Below are 19,514 nucleotides of genomic sequence, written 5' to 3'. Positions count from 1 at the left end.
TCTTAATTATTTTCTCTTAACTTATTAACTTTATCCATAATCCTATCTCTCCTTTTTTCAATATTTTTTCTTTTCACTTCCTCAAAATTAACTTTTTCGCTTTTCGTTGATGAAATTTGAATCTTCCCATTCTCAAACCAAATCACTTCATCGCCATAACTCAGGCGCATACCGTTCATCACCATTGACCACATTGTGTCTGGTGGTAAATCCAATCCCATTTTTTCGGCAAAAGCTTTGAATTCAGGTATCAAACGTTCCTGATTTTCACTTAATGACACTGTTGAAATTATTCGTTGCCCCTTTTTATGCTCTAAAACCTCACCAAATGATTTATCCCAATCGCTATATTTTGAATGCAGGTCGAAATATTCAGGCTCAGAAATCCCCCATACTGGCGATTTTAAGCCGCTATTGTGTGGGTTTTTAATATCGGGTGAACTGCCCGATCCACAGTTATTGACAGGACTCCGAGGCGCGCTGATCGCGCTTTTTAAAGTCAAAACCCGACCCGTTTCTAACTTACGCTTATGCTCAATCGCCTCTATATCCTGCTTAGATTTACGGACTAAACGATACTGACGCTCACGTGTTTTTACTAAATCACCGCTTTTCAATGGTGAACATAGCCCAATAACGCGCATCACTTCTTCATCATAAGAATTCGGCTCATCTGCAACGGTACGAGCAACTAATAATGTTTGTAGGTTACGCTTAACGTTAGGGCCTCCTTGGTGTTCGATATAAGCGGCGAAATCTCCTGCATCGGCAGACGCCCTTACTTTTTCCGCTATATCACCCAACTTATCAGCGATACTCACACCACGAACACGGCGACATTCACGCCATACGCCTTTAGACGGCAAGCCAAACATGTGAAATTGAGGAATACGCCAAGTAGACGCCCACGCAGTAACGGCTGATGCAACTTCGGTTAATAACTCTCCCGATTCGTCATCAACCTCGCCCTCTAACGCATAACCATCGATATTTTTTGAAATGTATTTAGCGATATAACCCGTCGCACCGCCTTTATTTAAATGCTTCGCTTCAAAACGGTGTTTCTTTGCACCCCGTTCTTCGCCGTCTTCTTCAAGGGCGTACTTACGCATGATCTCAATCGCTGATGCACGTTGAGATTTATCCAGAAACATCATCATGTGCCAGTGCGGTGTAGCGTCATGATGTGGCTCAACAACTCTGATCCCGTAATAGTTAATGCCTTTATCTTTAAAGGCAGTGCGAATTTTTGCCCATACCCTCACTAAATAACGTTGACCGTCTTTCGGAGTGTATGCGCTGTTATTCCATTTCTCGTTAATGAGAACTTTTTTCTTTTTCTCATCTTTAGAAACGTTAATTTGCTTGGTGGGATGGTATTTTGAAGGCGTGGTTAAGGTGATAAATAAACCTATATCACCCCGTTCTTCTGCAACTTTTTGAATACCTGCTGCTTGCGCCATTAATTCCATGCGACGAATTTTAGGGTTAGCGATACTCGCTAATACTTTTTCCATTAAATCAAAGCGATCACCCGTTTCAACATCTTGAATATCCATCATTTCAAGATAATTCATGTTTGCTAAACGCTGCGCTCTAACTTCACGGACTGCATTTTTACTGGCGTAAGGCGTCTTGTCTGAATTCACATCACCAAAGGCAATATGCAAAGACTCACGCCAACGTTGACGATGAGCCTTTAACTTTTTAAGCCACCAATTTTCATCTGCTAACCGGTTTAATCCAGATAACGCATTTTCTGGTGTTAATTTCCCTTTTTGAGCCTTCCCCCAAAACAACGGCGTTACATGCAAATAGGTAATTAACTGTCCTAGTTGTTGGTAAATAGGGTTAATCACTTTTAAGTTAAGTAAAACCTCACGATCACCGTTATTTTCAGCAATTGCCTGATCAGCTAATTCAGCAAATAAGTTGTCACTTGCATCAGCGAATGTCTTCGCCATGTGGCGCAATATTTTGTCATGCGCATCGGGCAAGCGATTAAAAAACATGGCTTGATCAAAATCTCTATCTAATAAGAATTGGCGCTTATCTTTTGTTAAACCATACCGAGCATTAACAGATAACAAACGCTGATAGACGCTTTTATGAAACTTAAATACCAACCAGTTATGAACTTCTTTAGGTGTTTTTTCTTTTCTAAGATGTTCGATGTATTTAAATAAGCGGGATTTAAGAAAGCGAGGTAACTTTTCAATATCGAATAAAATCGCTTGCCCCTGAGCCAATTGCTCACGGGTAAGCGGTCTTTCATAAACAACAGGCTCATGCTGTTTCCCATTCCACCAATATGTCCATTGCATATCAGCAGGATAAGAAACAGGAGGCTGAGAAAAATCAATCAGACGGCTAGCCATTACAGCACACCGCCTAAACGTTTCGGATCAATAATTTCAATGGCTGTTTCGCACAGTTTAGCAACGTGAGTCATTATCTCTATCAATTCAGAGATAGACTTAATTTCCGCACAAATAACACGACTCACATGCGCACCAACAACGCCAGCCGTCACATTTACCGCAGAGTCATACCACGCAATCACTTCACGGCGCACACGACCATCAATAACAGTGACTTCAATTAATCCGAATTGTTTTTTCCAATAAACGATAGCAAAACGGGTGCCAGTGATATGCACCCCATTTTTTGGATCTTGAATATCAACATAGCCCTGTTCCATCAGCACACCTCCGGCAAAACAGCAATAATTTCTTTGGCTGATTGGCGGTTTCCATTGGCAGAAATAGAACGAGGCGCATCAATCTCGTGAATAAGAAAACCAAGATCGGCATACAGCTCTTTGGCGTGAATGGAATTAGAGACGGTAATCGGGTTACCTTGTGATTGATTTAATATTTTTAACGCTTGAGCTAATTCAATTTGATGAGCATGAGTAAAATCAGTGTGATGATATTTAGTAAAACATTTCTCATCACCCATATATGGAGGATCACAATAAACACCATCACCGAAATCAACGAGTGACAAAGTATCTTGCCATTCTAAACAGGCGATAATGGCATTAACGGCTTTTTCAGCAAATTGCCTAATTTCTTCCTCTGGAAAATAAACACGGGCATATGTTCCGAATGGCACATTAAATTCACCCGAATTGTTATATCGACATAAACCATTAAAACAATGACGATTTAAATATAGAAATCTTGCGGACTGTATATATTTATTACATTCACTTTTATCTAATACCTTAATTGAATTAAATAATTTCCTAATAGAAATGTAATCATTTTTATGATTATTTTCTTCCCACACATAGAACTCTTTACGTGCCATAATTTCAGTATGTTCTACGACATTACGATATAAACTAATTAAATCCTGATTGGCATCAGCAATTAAATATTCGTTATATTCCGTATTCATCATAACCGCGCAAGAGCCTGCAAACGGCTCAACTAAGCGCTTTGCTTTTGGCAAATGTGGGATTAATTTATCCATGATGCGAACTTTTGAGCCAGCCCATTTAAGAATGGTTTTATTCGCCATTTCACACACTCCGATAATGCTTAGATTTCAACTCGTACACCGTTTGGCAATCTGCACAGCGGGTGCATCCCATTACCGCAATACGGCGTTTTTCGGATATTTCACGACCGCAATCTTCACATTCAAACGCTGATACACCGACGTAACGCCCTGTTACTGCTTTTATTTGTTTATCAAGTAATAACTGTGATTGTTCACAGGCTAAATCCATTTCTTTAGACATAATTCCATTCCTGTGCTTGATGTTCGATAGACTCGGCTTCACCTTCTAATAATTGAAATACTTGTGAAGGCTCCATTCGTTCACTTAGTGCTTTTGATGCTAATTTGCGTAAACGGGCAGAAAAAAGAACCGCCCGAGATTTTCTTTCATCTTCTCGAACGGCATTAATTAAATCGGTTACATCACTTTCTTTAGACATAATCAGACCTCTGATAATCAGATATAAAAAGCCCTGACAAATAAATGCCATTTGTTTTTAGGTGTAATTAAATAGGTATTACTAATTTATTCGGAATTAATGCGCTCAATACTTTTATTTGGTGAAGTGCATTAATTATTTTTATTTTATCTTTCCTCTTTAATAATAAATAATCTATTCCGCTCTTTTCTTTTTCTATCTCAGCAAGGTAATAAATCATCTGATATATACGATTATTTTCATTTCTTAAATAATCAAGAAACTCACCAATCAAAATATCATCACTATTTTTATTTAACTTACTTAATAAATCAGCCCTAACTTCTGCTGTTTTATTCATACCACTGACTCGCTCATCAAATGAAAGACCATCATTACGATAGTGCTTTACAACTTTAGACTGATAAAAATCATCATTGCCTTGTAGTTGCTCTCTTGCTCGAATAAGCTCCGCGGCATTCATAACAACACCTAGATAGAAACTTTCACAAGAAACGAAACAATAACAATGGCACATAAAACCAGTGTTGCTTTATCAGCTTTTGAATACTTTTTACTTTTATTAGTAAAAGATTCACTGTTTAGTTTGTATTTATTTCTTTGCTTTACCAATTCATTCATCTTCTTTATCCTCATATTTTCACTATTACATGGAGATATTAAGTAATGATAAAAACACCTATCCAACAAGAGTTAGAACCTATTGTTAATGCGCTTAAAGAACTTAATTTCAAAATAAAACTACAACAAGAGTTACTCATTGCCGTAATGAGTGAACTTCCTGACGGCACTTTTGTTAATGGAACTCCTTTTGATCTAGCAATAAAAAAATGCTTAGAAAAATACTCTGTATATGGTGATGATCATTATGATGCCAATGAATTTTTTGAAGAATGCAAAGCACTAGCTCAACATTACCGTTCAAAAGCACCTGTTATTTGATGTTCAAAATGCCATCAATATCATCTAAATAAACTTTTTTTATATTGGTGGCGTTATATTCCCTTCCTGATTTTGTTATTAAACAATCACATTTTAATGCTCTCACTGGATAATTAGAGACAACATCAGATTCAGAAATAAGATAAGTTTTATTATTTGATTCAAACATTATCATTTGAATATATTTCATTCTGTAACCCATCAATATATTTAACCGCCTCAGCCATTGCATCAAACTTACCGAATGACTGATCATCTAACCAAACGTGATAACGAGTAACTGGGTTCATTGCTTTTCGTGGTAACTTAATAATCGTAAAGCCACGATACATAAAACTATGCTCAGTTATTTGTCGTATCATGATTTCAGCCCTAACCACACTAACCAACCGTCGCGCATCTCTTTTGGTAAAGATTCATAAGCCATCTTTAACCCGTTATTCCATGCAGGCAGATAAACATAGTTTTCAGCTCTACTTGAACCTGGTCTTTTCATTTGAATAATGGGTAACTTTCCTGCTTTACGCATATCTGCAACTGCACTCGCCGGCTTACCGATTAATTCAGCAAATTTTTCCTCAGTCACGCCATCTGACAGACTTACGATTTTCTCTCTCATCTGCTACCCTCTTATGTCAGGCGCTTTATAGCGCTTTCGTACTCTTTGCTTCATTGCAAGGAAATATCTAATACTCGATACAATATGGAGAACTCCACATAATGTCAAGATCGCAAGGTGAGAAATTACGATTAATGCGTAACTCCGAACAGATGACAAAAAGGGAACTCGCTGATTTGGTTGGGCTAAATTATGCAACCTACCACGGCTATGAAAGTGACAAATCGAAAATGACGTTTGAATCAGGCGTGAAAATCTTTTCAGCCAAAGTATTCAGGAAATATCGAGACTGGTTTATGTTCGATGAAGTTAATCCTGATGCTGGGCAAATCGCACCGGCACTCGCACACAATGGGCAAGACAGCACGCAATCATCCCACTCAGACAAGAAAATTGGATAACAATACATCAAGCATTTTGCGAATTTATTGATTCGCAAAGCATTTGTTCCATTGGAGGGCTTTCTTATGACAATTAAGAAACTCGAAAATGGTCAATATGAAGTGGACATTAGACCGGCTGGCCGTCACGGAAAACGGATCAGACGACGCTTTGAAAAGAAGCAAGAAGCTATTTTATTTGAACGTTATTCACTGGCTAATCAGCAAACAAAAGATTGGGTAGAAACATCAACCGATATTCGCCCTCTTAGTGATTTAATTGATATTTGGTGGGAAGTGTTCGGCAAAAATACACCTTATGGAAAAATGACGCATCTAAGGGTAAGACGTATTGCTGAATCACTGAATAATCCCCCTGTTTGCCAATTAACCGATAAGCAATTGGTACTCTATCGTGAACTCAGGCTCGCTTCTGGTATAAAAGCCTCAACGATAAATAGAGATATCTCAGCACTCAGCGGTATGTTTACGGCCCTTAAAAAAACGGATTTCTTTTTAAGTAAACATCCCGTTCAAGGGATATCACGGTTAAAACAGCAAACGACTGAAATGTCATATCTAACAGATAATGAAATTCAGCAATTATTAGCATTATTGGAAGGTGACAACCTAAAAGTTGCCGTTCTCTGTTTAAGCACTGGCGCCCGTTGGGGCGAAGCGCTCAAGCTAAAACGTGAACATGTGATCCAAAATAAGGTGAGATTTACGTACACCAAAACCAATAAGCCAAGAATTGTGCCAATTTCCCAAGCTGTTGCTGACATGATTTGTACAAAGAAATCAGGATTGCTCTTTACTGAAACGTCTTATCACATGTTTCGTAGAGCAATTAAAAAAGTGAAACCAAGTATGGCATTAGGTCAGGCAACCCACGCATTGCGCCATACATTCGCCACCCATTTTATGATGAACGGCGGAAGTATTATTACGTTACAACGCATCTTAGGACACACTAATTTGCAACAAACGTTGACCTATGCACACTTCGCGCCAGACTTCTTACAAGATGCCATTCAATATAACCCTTTGAAAGGTAGCACAGAATTACTGGTTTAGAGTGTCCACATATTGTCCACACTTGAACACTTAAGGGCACTTTTCAGCCCTTTTTGATGGTTTTGTGTACAAAAAAAGGCATCTTAAAAAAGATGCCTTTCTCTATAACCCATTGATTATCTTTAATTTACTTATTTTGCAGTCGTGCGAATCAAGTAATCAAATGCGCTTAATGAGGCTTTTGCACCTTCACCAGCAGCAATAATGATTTGCTTATAAGGAACTGTTGTACAGTCACCGGCAGCAAATACACCTTTGATATTGGTTTCGCCACGAGCATCAACAACAATTTCGCCCATCTTATTACGCTCAACAGTACCTTCCAGCCACTGTGTATTTGGTAATAAACCGATTTGAACGAAAATACCTGCTAATGCAATATCGTGCATAGAATCATTAGTGCGATCTTTATATTTTAGACCAGTTAACTTAGTGCCATCACCATACACTTCTGTAGTTTGTGCATTTAAGATAACTTCTACATTACCTAAGCTACGTAATTTTTTCTGTAATACCGCATCTGCTCTCATTTCTGGAGCAAATTCTAATACTGTTACGTGTTCAACTAAGCCAGCTAAGTCAATCGCAGCTTCAACACCTGAGTTACCACCACCAATAACAGCAACTCTTTTGCCTTTAAACAGAGGTCCGTCACAGTGTGGGCAATAAGTTACACCACGAGTACGATATTCATTTTCACCGGGAACATTCATATTTCTCCAGCGAGCACCTGTTGCAATAATTAAGCTACGGGTTTTTAAAATTGCGCCTGATGCTGTTTCAATTTGGTGTAATTCCCCTTCTGATGCTCCCGGAATTAAACGACTAACAGTTTGGCTATCAATCACATCCACTTGGTAATCATCAACATGGGCTTTTAATGCACCAGCAAGTTTTGCACCTTCGGTTTTCGGTACTGAGATATAGTTTTCAATATCAACAGTATCCAGAACTTGGCCGCCAAAACGTTCACCAATAAGACCTGTATTTAAACCTTTACGAGCTGAATAAACAGCGGCTGATGCACCCGCAGGACCACTACCCACAATTAATACATCAAACGCATCTTTCTGGTTTAACAATTCTGCAGTACGTTTTTCTGCATTGCTGTCTACTTTGTTAACGATTTCAGCTAAGGTCATTCGACCTTGACCAAACTCGTTACCATTTAAGAATACAGCAGGAACGCCCATGATATTACGTTCCTGAATTTCATTTTGGAACATGCCTCCGTCAATCGCAGTATGTGTGATCTTCGGATTTAAAATCGCCATTAAGTTTAATGCCTGAACAACATCAGGGCAGTTATGACAAGAGAGCGAATAATAGGTTTCGAAATGAAACTCACCGTCTAACTGACGAATTTGTTCAAGTAATTCTTGTGCTTCTTTTGATGGATGACCACCAGTTTGCAGTAATGCTAAAACCAAAGAAGTAAACTCATGACCTAATGGTGAGCCCGCAAAGCGAACACCTGTTTCTTTCCCTGGGTTGGTAATAAGAAAAGATGGTTTACGTACATTAGCGTTATTATCTTCACGATAAGTAACTTTATCGGATAATGGTTCGATTTCTTTTAATAGCGCTTGGATATCAGCAGAATGTTTGCTGTCGTCTAATGTTGCTACTAACTCAACTGGCTGGGTTAATCGTTCTAAATAAGCTTTCAATTGAGCTTTTAAATTATTATCTAACATTTTTGCACCCTCAATAAAATCGGGTGCCGAAACACCCGATAAATAACTTTTTTAGTGGCTTAATTCTTATTTAGATTTTGCCAACTAAATCCAGTGATGGAGCTAAAGTTGCATCACCTTCTTTCCATTTTGCTGGGCAAACTTCGCCTGGGTGGCTAGCTACATACTGAGCAGCTTTAACTTTACGCAGCAGGTCTGATGCATCACGGCCAATGCCTTCAGCTGTGATTTCAATTGCTTGAATGATACCTTGTGGGTCAACAACGAAAGTACCACGGTCTGCAAGACCTTCGTTCTCACGCATATTTTCGAAGTTACGAGTTAATGCGCCAGTTGGGTCGCCAATCATGCCATATTTAATTTTACCGATAGTTTCTGAGCTGCTGTGCCATGCTTTATGGGTAAAATGCGTGTCAGTAGAAACTGAGTAAATTTCTACGCCCATTTTTTGGAACTCAGCATAATGATCAGCTAAGTCACCTAATTCAGTTGGGCACACGAAAGTGAAGTCTGCAGGGTAAAAGAAGAAAACGCTCCATTTGCCTTCGACATCCTTTTCAGTCACTTCTACGAATTGACCGTCTTTAAATGCCATGTTTTTGAATGGTTTGATTGGGGTATTAATTAAAGACATTGTATTTCCTCCTGTTTGGTATGGGTCTAATGTACCTATTCCACTTGAGAATAGCTAATACATTCCTGCTATCAGTTCAATAGGTTTTACCTAATGAGTTGAAGAAATTGATAGAGATAGGTTAACGAAATGTAGCTATTAAAGCAAATGCACAACAAGTAAATTGTACCTACATTCGATTAACCTACTCTCTGTTTAATAGCTTTAGCTTCAGTAACGTAAAAATTATAACCTAATGAATTATAAAATTAATATCCAACCATTATAGATAAACTCAATATTACTGTGCTAATTTTGCAGGCTTTAGAATAGTGTAAGTACACTCAAATGCTGCCTTTTGAATACGATAAACATCTTGGTTGTCCGTTGTGGATTGCACAACCGCATCGCCCGACTGAAAACGTTGCAATTCTCCCCAAGGTGCCTTCATTGCAAATGGAGGTGTAGAGTCAGGTACGATAAAGTAATTCATCTCAACGCCTTTGGGGGTAAAAGGCTGATAATCACTAGGATAAGACGCTAAATTAATTTCACTTTTTTCTGCGGTATTGTAACGCTGGGCAAATTTAGCTTTTCTTACCAAGATCTCCTCATTACCTGTTTCTGGGCAAATATTTTGTACTACCCAATCACCTTTTTTTGCTGGTTCTGAAACTGTTTCAACTCCTTCACCTTTAATTATAGTTGTGATGATCTCACCTTCTTTAGCTGGTCTTGCTAGAACTGGCTTGGTTTTAATTGCAATACCTGTGATCCCTGCTTGCTGAGCCTGAGTGAAGTAAGCTACGCGCTCTTTTTGTGGCAATTGAGAAAGATCATTAGCAAATACAAATGTAGGAATTAAGGCTAAGCCTATTAATAGTATTTTTGTTCTATTTTTCTTGTCGGTTTTATCGTTATTTGAACTACTGTTTTGTATATAGAAAGACATTGAATTATTTCCTGATAACTATCATCCGTACTTAATACGCTATTTAAGGTCTGTAAACGTTAGACCGATTATGGCAGGAAATAAAACAATGGCACGAGTAAAATCAGTTACCTAATAGAGAAAAGATCAAAAAATCGAGAGATCTCACAACTTATAAAAGAGAACATGTAATTAAGAGAAAAAAAGTTCAAGTTATTAAATAAAGCGTTAGGATGTCTCTTATTAGATCTATTTAATTAAAAGGAATTACTTATGCAAATAATTTACCCTGACGATTATTCAAAAACAGGCAAACCTGATGAAGCATTTGAACAGGAATATCTTTGCGCTCAAGCGCTAAATATTCATTGTTTGTTACTCTCGTCAGAAGATGTAGCATTGGGTAAATATAAATTTTCACATCCTTTTAAATCAGATTCTCCCGTTATTTGGCGTGGATGGATGCTAAATAAAGACGAATATCAACAGCTATACCATGCTGTTAATACTCATGGTGGGCAGATGCTTGAAACCCCTGAAGATTATATTCAGAACCACCACATAACAGGTTGGTATGAAGCGTGTAAAGAGTTCACACCAAAAACAGTGTTTACCACTGTGAATACTGACTTTGAAAGCTTAACCAGCCAACTTCAATGGCCAGCCTACTTTGTGAAAGACTATGTAAAATCTTTAACAACTACGAGAGGTTCTATTGCTCAAAATGCTGATGAAATTAAAGAAATCCTAAAACTTATTGCACAGTTTAGAGGTGATATTGAAGGTGGTGTGAGCCTTCGCTATGTTGAGAAATTTCTTAATGATAGTGAGCGTAGATATTTTGTTTTAAATAAGAAAATATTCTCTGCGGATGATGATATTCCTGAGTTTGTGAAGAAAGTAGCGCAACAGCTAAACACACCGTTTTATTCCATTGATGTAGTCAAAAATACAGTGGGAGAATTACGTTTAGTTGAAATTGGTGATGGGCAAGTATCGGATATTAAAGAGTGGTCAGCTGAAAAATTAACTAAGGCTTTTCTTTTATCTGGTATCTGATGTTCCAATGTTCCAATGTTCCAACAACTATGCAAATAATATAAAAATATAAAGACCTCAATTAACCAACAATACTCGGTATCTTGAAGTCTTTATATATAAACTCAATATCTAACAATAAGTACCAAAAATAAGGTTAAAATAGATATTTAAAGCGGATACGGGCACCGTAACGATCTTTATCACTGTTATGTACATTAATATCGTCTTTACCATCTATACGTGAATAATAAGCACCTAAATAGGTTTTAAAGTTATCCATATCTAAAATATTAGGTAGTTCATAAGAAGCAAATACAGTGTTGATATTATACTTACCAGGATTGAGCGTCAGATAGGTATCATTTTGACCACTATTGTTTCCGCTTTTTTGATAGTAAGCTTTAATATCATTATGAGCATAAATATAACCAAGTTGAAATTTACGCCATAAAACATTACTACCAACAGAAAAATCATTTTCATCTTTAGCGTCGAGATAAGCAGCACTTAAATTTGCAACAATGCCGTTAATTGGATCATCAGCTAAAGTGTCCCATTTTACAGTTAAGCCATAACCTGTACGTCGTGATTGATCTTGAAATTTTCCATTTTCATCATCATAGCCATAGGCTTTACTTATCACGTTCGCATCTATGGCTCCTGCAATAGTTAAATTGTCTTTCTGCCATGCAACAACAGGACGCATATAAATAACATTCTTGCGGTTATCAAGTTTACGCCCATGATATTCATTGTCTTTAAAAACAGAAGTCCCATCTTCAACTAAAGCATTTAGCTCAAAATACCAATCGTTATAGTGTGTGTTAACCATCATGCTACCACCATCACTACTACGACCTCGCCCTTCTTTCATCATATAGATATAGCCAAAACCATCACCATATAAATCGTTTGCTGTATTACCTGAATACTCGACAAATGTATCTTGGTTTAGAGGAAACATATCGTAAGCTTCATAACGACCAATTTTATATTGCCATTTATCACGTTGACCAAAGTAGAAAACAGCATCATCTAGATTCATTTTACCCGTCATGTCAGCCATTGGCTGAGCACGAAAACCAGCATAATTACCGTTTTTTAATTCTCGCTCACCATCTACACCAATTAAAATACGCCCATTAAGTGACCATTTTTCATTATCATCAAAATCTTTTTGATTGCCGGACATCATTCTCATTGATGTTAGTTGCCCTTTCTTACTAGCAGCATCGATATTATATTCAACATCACCATACAATTTGAGATCACCCCAATTTGTATTGGTAGAGAAAAAGCCTGTACTTTCATTATTTTTCGTACTAGCAAGCTGAGCAGATTGTTTTTGTTGAATTTCATTAAGTTGAGTTTGTGCAATGTTTACTTTTGCTTGAGCCTCATCAGATTGCTTTTCTAATATAGCAATGCGTTGCTCCATGTTGACGGTTGTAACATGATTCATTGCTTTCTTTTCTTGGGATAAGCTGTTGGAATTAATTAATTGTTCAAGGCGAGCCGCTTTTTGTTCTGCAGCAACGGCCCTAGCTTCAGCGGCGGTTGCACGTTGTTCAAGGGCATTTAACCTTGCTTCAATTGCACTTATGTCGGTTTGTGCGTTTGCACATAATGGAGTAGCGAGTATTAAACTTATCACAACAGATAATGCTTTTACTTTCATTCGAATATTCCTAAGTTAGCAAATGTTGGCTTAACAGGTACGGCAAATACAAAACTATCGATTTAGTTAATCTATAGTTCTATCTAATGAGCGTATTGTTATTTTTATTCGATAATATTATTTAAATATCAATCGGTTATTCGCATCGTTATTTCTATTCTTAACAATAAATAAACCCATATCTTCATTACCTTGCCATTATTTTTTACCGATTAACTTCCAGTATCATAAGCAAGACTATGTTTGAACTGAGGTACTTATTCTCGTTTAAGTACTTACAAACACTTATTATTTTGATTTGGCATTAATTTATTGTTATTTCAGCATATCTCTGGTTTAAGTTTTCAAATTGTTTAATGGGTTCACTAACCTAAATAAAATAATCGTTAATATGGAACATTTCCACAATCATTTGTGATTTTTTTGAGGTTGATACAATAACCTAAGAAAAAAGACACAAATGACCATCAAAAATGGGGATATAGAAAGAAAATAAAGTGATTTATTAAGTAAGGTTTAAACCAAGCAAAAGATAGTTAAGATCTGAAGAGACTAATTTTATAACGGTATTGTTAGCTTCTATTATTTAGCAACCTTGCTATAAGAATAAGCTAATACGGTGAAGAGAGGATAAATAAAATGAGAAAGGAAAAGAACTGACAGAGGTCATATCATTATAACCTCCGTCCATCATTATCATATTCTGCCAGGTTTACGTAACGCTCTACGAAAGTAAGAAACTGGCATTTTAGGGCAAATTTGTTCTTTTACTGCTGGATTGTTTTCTAAATCATCTTTGTCTATTTCATTATTTCTTCTTGAATTTTGTAGCTGAGTATCTGTTTTATTCATCTTCCCTTTCCTCTGAGATCAATGCCTCATTAATAGCTTCAATTTTCTCAACTGCTTCATTAAGAATAGAAGCAATACGTCCTGCTCTTTCCACAGAGAGCTCTTTTAACACTAATTTATGGCGTAAAACGGCTTTTAATTTCCCAACAGCAGATTCAATTTCTTCAGAAACACCACCTGCGTTTTGAGATAAATCTCTCGCATAAGCCAGTTTTCTTTGAATATTGGCATCTATTTCCTGATGTTCTGCTAAAAATGCAGTACCTTCAGGTGTAATGCTGTAGTTTTTACGGCCTTTTTCAGCAATCGTAGCAACTAATAGATCTTGCTCTTCAAGTAGTGTTAGCGTTGGATAGATAACACCAGGGCTAGGTACGTACAGTCCTGAAGAAGCCTCATCTATTTCTTTAATAATTTCATAACCATGGCTTGGTTTTTTCGAGATCATGCTAAGTAACAGAACTCGTAAATCACCATGATCAAACATACGTTTTAATTGGCGACCTTGGCCTTTTCCTCTGCCACCACATCCACGACCACGTTGTTTACCTTGACCTTCAGAACCATGCTCACCATGACAACACTCACCACGTCCTTTATGTCCATGACCGTGTTCACCGTGACGACATTCGCCACGTCCTTCGTGTCCATGACCATGTTCACCGTGACAGCATTCACCATGTCCTTCGTGCCCATGACCATGTTCACCATGACAACATTCGCCACGTCCTTCGTGTCCATGACCGTGTTCACCATGACAACAATGTTCACCATGATGTTCTTGGTGTTGGCTATGTTTACCTTTACCACCACAACGCCCTTTTCCGTGACCATGTCCATGACTACCATGTTCGCCATTTTCAGCACGCTGTTGATAAAGTGAGTTTAATGCTCGAATCATCATAAATATTCCCTCATTGTTTTAGATATATCGAATTTATGTAGTGCAATATAATCCGATATATCTAAATGATCAAGCTTTAGATATATCTAAATGCACATCTAAATCGACTTCCTTATTAACAATATGATTTATCTATGATTAATTTTTTAAATATAGGCTTATATTATGAATGATTCTCATTCTCTAACTTGCTTTTATGTGCTATCAATGAAAATAAAAGAAGAAAAGTAGTAACAAAGAATAAAAAATAAACATTTTTAGATTGAAAAACACATGAAAAATAGAGCATCTTTAGAATAAAGAGAGTGACACTGTCACGTTACATCTATTAAAAAAAACGAAGATAATGAGTAATAACCCACTACTTCGCTTTTTAACAAAATTTATTTTAATTGTAGGAAATATAACAAAAACGAGATATCGCTACTTATTATCTAATGCTGATAAAACCACTTTCTTAATATATTGATATCCAGCTTCAATCTGTTGTTCATCACAGGTTTCCGTACTTTTTATAGTCAACTGTAACAAATTTAAATGTTTGATAGTTTCCCACTCATTGTTATCAAAATCGCACTCAGAACAAAACTGTGCTGGTGCATCATCGCTATTACGAGCACAAAGCGTTAACAGACTTAAATCTTGTTTATGATGACTTTTTACAACCAAGTTTTCATAGATTGTTTTATTAAGATCATTTTGCGTTTCTAGGCTCTTATTTCCTTTTCTTACAATCGCAAAATTTAGTTTATTAAAATCAGATGTAGATAAAACACGAATATAATAGTGCTCACCTTCTTTTTCGAAAGCCGTTGCTTGATTAAAAAATTGTTCAAGTTTGACGCGCGTTTCCCATTGAATTTGTGCATATTTTCCATATCCAGATGAAGTAAAAGGATAGAGTTGATGCACACTCCACATCGACGCTACTGCGGGTGCAGATTGAATACCATCAATTTTAGGAACATCATCCGCTTGCTCTGGGCATAATCTAGGGGGATTTGTTAAAAAACGACTAATACGCGCATCTTTAATACATACAACACCCGTAGGATATGGTGAAAATCCAGCTTGAAACGGTTCAAAAGAGACTGAATCAGCGAGAGAAAGTTGTGTGATACTTTCATATATTTCGGGTGTCAATTCAAGTAATGGAGCTTCTTTTTTTAATTTCTCACACAAAATCTGATAAGGGATAAGATCGTAATTATCATCAAGAAATAAGCTTTTCATATAACCAAATTGAGATGCATCAATATGGATATAAAATGAATTGTTGAATTTCTCCTCACACTCTTTTCTTAGTTCAAAAAGTGGTTTTAACTTATCAACACAACCATAAGACGGTGCGCCTAATATTCCTATGACGCCAAGGATTGGCTCACCTTGTTCAATCAGACGAAAAACAATACTGCGTGTTTTTTCAATATCAGTTTTAAATGTTTCATCAATAGGCAATGCAATAAGGTTGTCATACCCTAACCCAAGTATATCCATTGCTTTTTTCCAAAATTCAAAACGGGAAACAGGAACCAGTAGTTTTCCTAAATGCATTGTTTTTGTCATGCCCGTTCCTCGGCATGTTAGATGACTAACATCATCAAAAATCCCGCGCTCATTGAGTTGTTCGCTTATTGCTAAAATATCCGTGACTGACATATTGAATAACTCAAATGCTTTTTTATCTGCAACCAAATCTCGTGATTTTGGATGACGAGCAATTGCCATTGGTAATGTTTTTAAATTTCTGAGCGCCCATAATATTTCATAGCAAGCAAGAGTATGGCTTGTTGTGATATGACCAAATGCATCTTCGGATGAAAAACCAATTAACTTACAGAGATCATCTGTAATTTTCCTTTCTTGCTCTTTTAGTAAGGGTGAATGGTTATTAAAAACATTATCTGAATTGTATACTAATGCAGAAAGATAACCGAATTTCGCCAATTGCATCACTTGTGAATGATGATGGGAAAAATAAGGTTCAATATCAGATTGATTATAAATATTTTGCTGTTTTAAAGTCTCTAAAATACTTTCATAAGCATTATCTACTGCTTTTTTTTCAATAGTATTACTTTTTATTTTAGCGTCTAAACTCTCGCTATTATTTCTTTTCACTTTATTTTCTTTAGGAAAAGAATACTCACTATTCATTAGTATTTTTGCCATCTCTCGATGATAACATGTAAGGGTATCAACGGTTCGGGTATGGTATACACGCTCTGTAGCACTCAGACAGGTTTGTTTGTAATTTGCCATCATCGCACCTATATATAAATTTTTATTATCTGTTTTAATGAGAATTATGTTTATTGATCGTTAATAATTAACCTTTATTCAAATGATATACTACATGATGAGTAAGAATCTTCTTTATTTTATTGATATTAGTTAATATTTTTCTAATTTAATTTAAGTAACTGACACTTTGAGGATAAATGATTTAGCTTTATTTGTTAGTTTCTTTAACTTATTATCAATTTTGATTTAAGTTATATTTCTGTAGATGTGATATTATTTTTACTAAGGTCAATACTTAAATCTACCCTAATTAGAATCAATGAATAATTCTATCGCTTAATATCTATTATTAAGAATAGATATCAAGTTACTTATCTAAAATAGGAATTTATTTATTAAAATGTAATTCATTTTTTCTTCAATATATAAAAAAACACATGAAATATTGAACATGTGTTTTTCGGAATATTCGCTTTTTAGAAAGGAAAATAATTTCTCATGCTTATATCAAATAAGTTTTAAGCGCTCTTATTTTTACTCTTTTTTGTTATAAGGTAAGATTTCCAGCATCACTTTACCAATTAAATCACCAGACTCCATTAATTGATGTGCTTTTCCCACTTCTTTTAATGGGAAAATAGCATTAATGATTGGCTTAATTTTCCCTTCAGCAATAAGTGGCCACACTTGTTGTTTCAGCTCTTGCGCAATTTGTGCCTTCTCGTCTATTGAGCGAGAACGCATCGTTGAACCAGTATGAATTAAACGCTTAATCATCATTGGCATCATATTTAAATTTTGGGGCATTCCTTTCATCATGCCCACTTGTATAACGCGCCCCAATTTGCCAGCAACTTGATAATTCTTTTCTACGTAATCCCCACCAATAATATCAAGAATAACATCAATGCCTTTCCCTTCCGTTAAAATAGGAATTTCTTTAGCAAAATCGGCTTGTTTGTAGTTGATGACATAATCAGCGCCGAGATCACGAGCTACGGCCGCTTTTTCTTCAGAGCCAACCGTTGTATAAACTGTTGCACCAATTGTATGAGCAAGCATTATCGCAGTTGAACCGATCCCCGAGGTTCCTCCATGAATAAGAACAGATTCACCTTGTTTTAGTTTTCCTAACTGAAATAAATTAGCCCAGACGGTAAAAAAATTCTCAGGCAATGCAGCTGCTTCAATATCTGTTAAATTCATTGATGGTAATGCGATGTCTTCATGTGCAATACAGTATTGAGCGTAACCACCACCAGCAACTAAAGCACAAACTCTATCTCCCAGTTGCCATTTAGTGCAGTTTTCACCTAATGCAACAACCTCTCCAGCAACCTCAAGACCCGGAATAGGTGAAGCATCGGCTGGTGGCGGATAACTACCTTGGCGTTGAAAAATATCAGGACGATTAACACCAGAAGCGGCAACTTTGATCAAAAGATAATGTGGGGGAACTGAAGGTATCGGTGATAGCTGAGATTGTAATTTATCTATACCGCCTGGCTCTGTGATGGCAATTTCTAGCATATCCGCAGGTAAAACAGTTGTTTTCATCATTTGCTCCCATTTTATTTAGTCACAATCGGAATTTAATGATAAATAAGCAAAATAAACACCCTGTTTCTGATTTTAATCAGGGTGTTAGCTTATGAAGCAATAAATAACTTAAGTGCATTGGAGAGAGATTATAACCAACCTTGCTTCTGATGTTGTATGCAAATCGGGCACAATTTTGCTTCTGGAGTCCATGATAAAAAAGCTAAACGGCATTTTTCACAATGAGCATCATAATAATGATAGTGTGTAGGTTCGTTATTTTTAGCAACTTGTTCATTAACATGAATAGATTTAGGAAAACAAACCACTTCACAACTCATACAACCCGTACAGCGCTTTTCATCAAGTGTGAATATATTATTTTCAAGTTCAATCGCACCTTCATCACACACTTTGGCGCAGGCGGAACAAAGAATACAACTGTCTTTATCTAACTGAATTTGGAACCAACTGTCTTCAGGATAAAGTTGTTTTCTTGCATTTAATCCCGTTCTTACTTGATTTTTATTAAGTGGTTTCTCATCCAGTTTTTGACGAAAAAGCATAAAGCGACGCCCACTATCAATATCAGTAGGCTCTGTGATAATCAATTGCCAAATAGGCTCTTGTAACGTTTTTAATTGAAGATTTAAGTTTGCTAAAACAGAAAGCCATTTATCCACTAAAGGCTGTGCTATCTTCATGCCTCTAATTTGATATTGGCGATGCCACACTAATAATTCTTCTGTACTTGCTAACGGTTCATCATGATTAACAACAAGGTAATTATCTTGATGTGTTCTTTCATGGGGTGCGATATTTTCTATCGCATCGACAGGACAAGTAAATAGGCAATTACCACATTGAAAACAGAGCTCATTGTCTATCTTTACATCTAAGTGTGCAAAAGTGATAGCGCCCACAGGGCAAACTTTGGAGCAACTATCACATAGGCTTTGTTTGAGGCGTTTTCTAACACATTTATCATTAATAATTGGTTCAGGAGGAAGATCCACCTTAATAAAACGCCTCATACATCACTACTCC

General features: G+C 36.5%; 21 protein-coding genes. 4 read left to right on the top strand and 17 right to left on the bottom strand.

Features of this window, described 5'->3' with window-relative positions:
- Positions 1-2: 2 nt before the first annotated feature.
- The 6 genes from AB4J89_RS03465 to AB4J89_RS03440 all read right to left on the bottom strand — a co-directional run bounded on the left by AB4J89_RS03465 (position 3) and on the right by AB4J89_RS03440 (position 4,413).
- A complete protein-coding gene (locus AB4J89_RS03465) occupies positions 3-2,378 on the bottom strand; it encodes a replication endonuclease (RefSeq protein ID WP_368468070.1) in 2,376 nt (791 codons plus the stop codon).
- A complete protein-coding gene (locus AB4J89_RS03460) occupies positions 2,378-2,701 on the bottom strand; it encodes a DUF5405 family protein (RefSeq protein WP_109397520.1) in 324 nt (107 codons plus the stop codon). Before AB4J89_RS03460 ends, AB4J89_RS03465 begins: the two co-directional genes overlap by 1 nt.
- Positions 2,701-3,528, bottom strand: coding sequence for a DNA adenine methylase (locus AB4J89_RS03455; protein ID WP_368468068.1), 828 nt, complete (start codon positions 3,526-3,528; stop codon positions 2,701-2,703). Before AB4J89_RS03455 ends, AB4J89_RS03460 begins: the two co-directional genes overlap by 1 nt.
- A 1-nt stretch (position 3,529) precedes the next feature.
- Positions 3,530-3,751, bottom strand: a complete 222-nt coding sequence (locus AB4J89_RS03450; RefSeq protein WP_123822136.1) for a TraR/DksA family transcriptional regulator — start codon at positions 3,749-3,751, stop codon at positions 3,530-3,532.
- Complete coding sequence (locus AB4J89_RS03445) at positions 3,744-3,950, bottom strand: DUF2732 family protein (protein ID WP_223878651.1); 207 nt, start codon at positions 3,948-3,950, stop codon at positions 3,744-3,746. Before AB4J89_RS03445 ends, AB4J89_RS03450 begins: the two co-directional genes overlap by 8 nt.
- A gap of 67 nt (positions 3,951-4,017) precedes the next feature.
- On the bottom strand, positions 4,018-4,413 hold the full coding sequence (locus AB4J89_RS03440) for a DUF5347 family protein (protein WP_368468065.1): 396 nt from the start codon (positions 4,411-4,413) through the stop codon (positions 4,018-4,020).
- Positions 4,414-4,616: 203 nt separating this feature from the next.
- On the opposite strand from AB4J89_RS03440, the gene AB4J89_RS03435 reads away from it, so the two are divergent.
- The gene (locus AB4J89_RS03435; protein WP_123822138.1) at positions 4,617-4,892 is read left to right on the top strand and encodes a hypothetical protein; all 276 of its coding nucleotides are present in this window, start codon (positions 4,617-4,619) and stop codon (positions 4,890-4,892) included.
- Between the two features lie 161 nt (positions 4,893-5,053).
- Here the strand turns inward: AB4J89_RS03435 and AB4J89_RS03430 are convergent, their stop codons facing one another.
- A complete protein-coding gene (locus tag AB4J89_RS03430; protein WP_368468063.1) occupies positions 5,054-5,254 on the bottom strand; it encodes a hypothetical protein in 201 nt (66 codons plus the stop codon).
- Complete coding sequence (locus AB4J89_RS03425; protein WP_099432912.1) at positions 5,251-5,511, bottom strand: Cox family DNA-binding protein; 261 nt, start codon at positions 5,509-5,511, stop codon at positions 5,251-5,253. The genes AB4J89_RS03430 and AB4J89_RS03425 overlap by 4 nt, the downstream gene beginning before the upstream one ends.
- A gap of 101 nt (positions 5,512-5,612) precedes the next feature.
- Here AB4J89_RS03425 and AB4J89_RS03420 point away from each other — a divergent pair, with 101 nt between their 5' ends.
- Both AB4J89_RS03420 and AB4J89_RS03415 read left to right on the top strand, forming a co-directional pair.
- Positions 5,613-5,912 (top strand): helix-turn-helix transcriptional regulator, encoded by a 300-nt coding sequence (locus tag AB4J89_RS03420; protein ID WP_123822140.1) that lies wholly within the window; start codon positions 5,613-5,615, stop codon positions 5,910-5,912.
- 66 nt (positions 5,913-5,978) lie between these two features.
- On the top strand, positions 5,979-6,968 hold the full coding sequence (locus tag AB4J89_RS03415; protein WP_123822141.1) for a tyrosine-type recombinase/integrase: 990 nt from the start codon (positions 5,979-5,981) through the stop codon (positions 6,966-6,968).
- Positions 6,969-7,099: 131 nt separating this feature from the next.
- On the opposite strand, the gene ahpF is transcribed toward AB4J89_RS03415, so the two are convergent.
- The 3 genes from ahpF to AB4J89_RS03400 all read right to left on the bottom strand — a co-directional run bounded on the left by ahpF (position 7,100) and on the right by AB4J89_RS03400 (position 10,230).
- Positions 7,100-8,665 carry an alkyl hydroperoxide reductase subunit F gene (gene ahpF / locus AB4J89_RS03410; RefSeq protein WP_109402331.1) on the bottom strand — a complete coding sequence of 522 codons (1,566 nt, stop codon included), beginning with the start codon at positions 8,663-8,665 and terminating at the stop codon, positions 7,100-7,102.
- A gap of 70 nt (positions 8,666-8,735) precedes the next feature.
- Positions 8,736-9,299: an alkyl hydroperoxide reductase subunit C gene (ahpC, locus tag AB4J89_RS03405; RefSeq protein ID WP_006536680.1), complete on the bottom strand. Its 564-nt coding sequence runs from the start codon at positions 9,297-9,299 to the stop codon at positions 8,736-8,738.
- Positions 9,300-9,579: 280 nt separating this feature from the next.
- The gene (locus AB4J89_RS03400) at positions 9,580-10,230 is read right to left on the bottom strand and encodes a hypothetical protein (protein WP_349474187.1); all 651 of its coding nucleotides are present in this window, start codon (positions 10,228-10,230) and stop codon (positions 9,580-9,582) included.
- Positions 10,231-10,482: 252 nt separating this feature from the next.
- On the opposite strand from AB4J89_RS03400, the gene AB4J89_RS03395 reads away from it, so the two are divergent.
- Positions 10,483-11,268 carry an ATP-grasp domain-containing protein gene (locus AB4J89_RS03395; protein WP_368468059.1) on the top strand — a complete coding sequence of 262 codons (786 nt, stop codon included), beginning with the start codon at positions 10,483-10,485 and terminating at the stop codon, positions 11,266-11,268.
- A 136-nt stretch (positions 11,269-11,404) separates the two neighbouring features.
- On the opposite strand, the gene AB4J89_RS03390 is transcribed toward AB4J89_RS03395, so the two are convergent.
- From AB4J89_RS03390 to AB4J89_RS03365, 6 genes are all read right to left on the bottom strand, one after another.
- The gene (locus tag AB4J89_RS03390) at positions 11,405-12,928 is read right to left on the bottom strand and encodes a carbohydrate porin (RefSeq protein ID WP_368468057.1); all 1,524 of its coding nucleotides are present in this window, start codon (positions 12,926-12,928) and stop codon (positions 11,405-11,407) included.
- 696 nt (positions 12,929-13,624) lie between these two features.
- Positions 13,625-13,780 (bottom strand): hypothetical protein, encoded by a 156-nt coding sequence (locus AB4J89_RS03385; RefSeq protein WP_164996164.1) that lies wholly within the window; start codon positions 13,778-13,780, stop codon positions 13,625-13,627.
- Positions 13,773-14,684, bottom strand: coding sequence for a PadR family transcriptional regulator (locus AB4J89_RS03380; RefSeq protein WP_088495503.1), 912 nt, complete (start codon positions 14,682-14,684; stop codon positions 13,773-13,775). Before AB4J89_RS03380 ends, AB4J89_RS03385 begins: the two co-directional genes overlap by 8 nt.
- Positions 14,685-15,107: 423 nt before the next feature.
- Positions 15,108-16,946, bottom strand: a complete 1,839-nt coding sequence (locus tag AB4J89_RS03375) for a tyrosine decarboxylase (protein WP_311754870.1) — start codon at positions 16,944-16,946, stop codon at positions 15,108-15,110.
- Between the two features lie 516 nt (positions 16,947-17,462).
- A complete protein-coding gene (locus AB4J89_RS03370) occupies positions 17,463-18,488 on the bottom strand; it encodes an NAD(P)H-quinone oxidoreductase (protein WP_368468054.1) in 1,026 nt (341 codons plus the stop codon).
- A gap of 128 nt (positions 18,489-18,616) precedes the next feature.
- Entirely contained in the window at positions 18,617-19,501 is an 885-nt protein-coding gene (locus tag AB4J89_RS03365; RefSeq protein WP_368468052.1) for a 4Fe-4S binding protein, read from the bottom strand.
- Positions 19,502-19,514 lie beyond the last annotated feature (13 nt).

The organism is Proteus sp. STS61-E (genome assembly GCF_040932335.1).
Lineage (GTDB): Bacteria > Pseudomonadota > Gammaproteobacteria > Enterobacterales > Enterobacteriaceae > Proteus > Proteus mirabilis_B.
Note: the sequence above shows the minus strand (reverse complement) of the source record. Positions and strands in the feature narration are given on the sequence as shown.

Coding starts and splice junctions, on each gene's coding strand:
- AB4J89_RS03460 (WP_109397520.1), bottom strand. CDS start 2,701: ATGGAACAGGGCTATGTTGATATTCAAGATCCAAAAAATGGGGTGCAT.
- ahpF (WP_109402331.1), bottom strand. CDS start 8,665: ATGTTAGATAATAATTTAAAAGCTCAATTGAAAGCTTATTTAGAACGA.
- AB4J89_RS03375 (WP_311754870.1), bottom strand. CDS start 16,946: ATGGCAAATTACAAACAAACCTGTCTGAGTGCTACAGAGCGTGTATAC.
- AB4J89_RS03430 (WP_368468063.1), bottom strand. CDS start 5,254: ATGATACGACAAATAACTGAGCATAGTTTTATGTATCGTGGCTTTACG.
- AB4J89_RS03395 (WP_368468059.1), top strand. CDS start 10,483: ATGCAAATAATTTACCCTGACGATTATTCAAAAACAGGCAAACCTGAT.
- AB4J89_RS03390 (WP_368468057.1), bottom strand. CDS start 12,928: ATGAAAGTAAAAGCATTATCTGTTGTGATAAGTTTAATACTCGCTACT.
- AB4J89_RS03400 (WP_349474187.1), bottom strand. CDS start 10,230: ATGTCTTTCTATATACAAAACAGTAGTTCAAATAACGATAAAACCGAC.
- AB4J89_RS03385 (WP_164996164.1), bottom strand. CDS start 13,780: ATGAATAAAACAGATACTCAGCTACAAAATTCAAGAAGAAATAATGAA.
- AB4J89_RS03425 (WP_099432912.1), bottom strand. CDS start 5,511: ATGAGAGAGAAAATCGTAAGTCTGTCAGATGGCGTGACTGAGGAAAAA.
- AB4J89_RS03380 (WP_088495503.1), bottom strand. CDS start 14,684: ATGATGATTCGAGCATTAAACTCACTTTATCAACAGCGTGCTGAAAAT.
- AB4J89_RS03420 (WP_123822140.1), top strand. CDS start 5,613: ATGTCAAGATCGCAAGGTGAGAAATTACGATTAATGCGTAACTCCGAA.
- AB4J89_RS03440 (WP_368468065.1), bottom strand. CDS start 4,413: ATGAATGCCGCGGAGCTTATTCGAGCAAGAGAGCAACTACAAGGCAAT.
- ahpC (WP_006536680.1), bottom strand. CDS start 9,299: ATGTCTTTAATTAATACCCCAATCAAACCATTCAAAAACATGGCATTT.
- AB4J89_RS03450 (WP_123822136.1), bottom strand. CDS start 3,751: ATGTCTAAAGAAATGGATTTAGCCTGTGAACAATCACAGTTATTACTT.
- AB4J89_RS03365 (WP_368468052.1), bottom strand. CDS start 19,501: ATGAGGCGTTTTATTAAGGTGGATCTTCCTCCTGAACCAATTATTAAT.
- AB4J89_RS03370 (WP_368468054.1), bottom strand. CDS start 18,488: ATGATGAAAACAACTGTTTTACCTGCGGATATGCTAGAAATTGCCATC.
- AB4J89_RS03465 (WP_368468070.1), bottom strand. CDS start 2,378: ATGGCTAGCCGTCTGATTGATTTTTCTCAGCCTCCTGTTTCTTATCCT.
- AB4J89_RS03415 (WP_123822141.1), top strand. CDS start 5,979: ATGACAATTAAGAAACTCGAAAATGGTCAATATGAAGTGGACATTAGA.
- AB4J89_RS03435 (WP_123822138.1), top strand. CDS start 4,617: ATGATAAAAACACCTATCCAACAAGAGTTAGAACCTATTGTTAATGCG.
- AB4J89_RS03445 (WP_223878651.1), bottom strand. CDS start 3,950: ATGTCTAAAGAAAGTGATGTAACCGATTTAATTAATGCCGTTCGAGAA.
- AB4J89_RS03455 (WP_368468068.1), bottom strand. CDS start 3,528: ATGGCGAATAAAACCATTCTTAAATGGGCTGGCTCAAAAGTTCGCATC.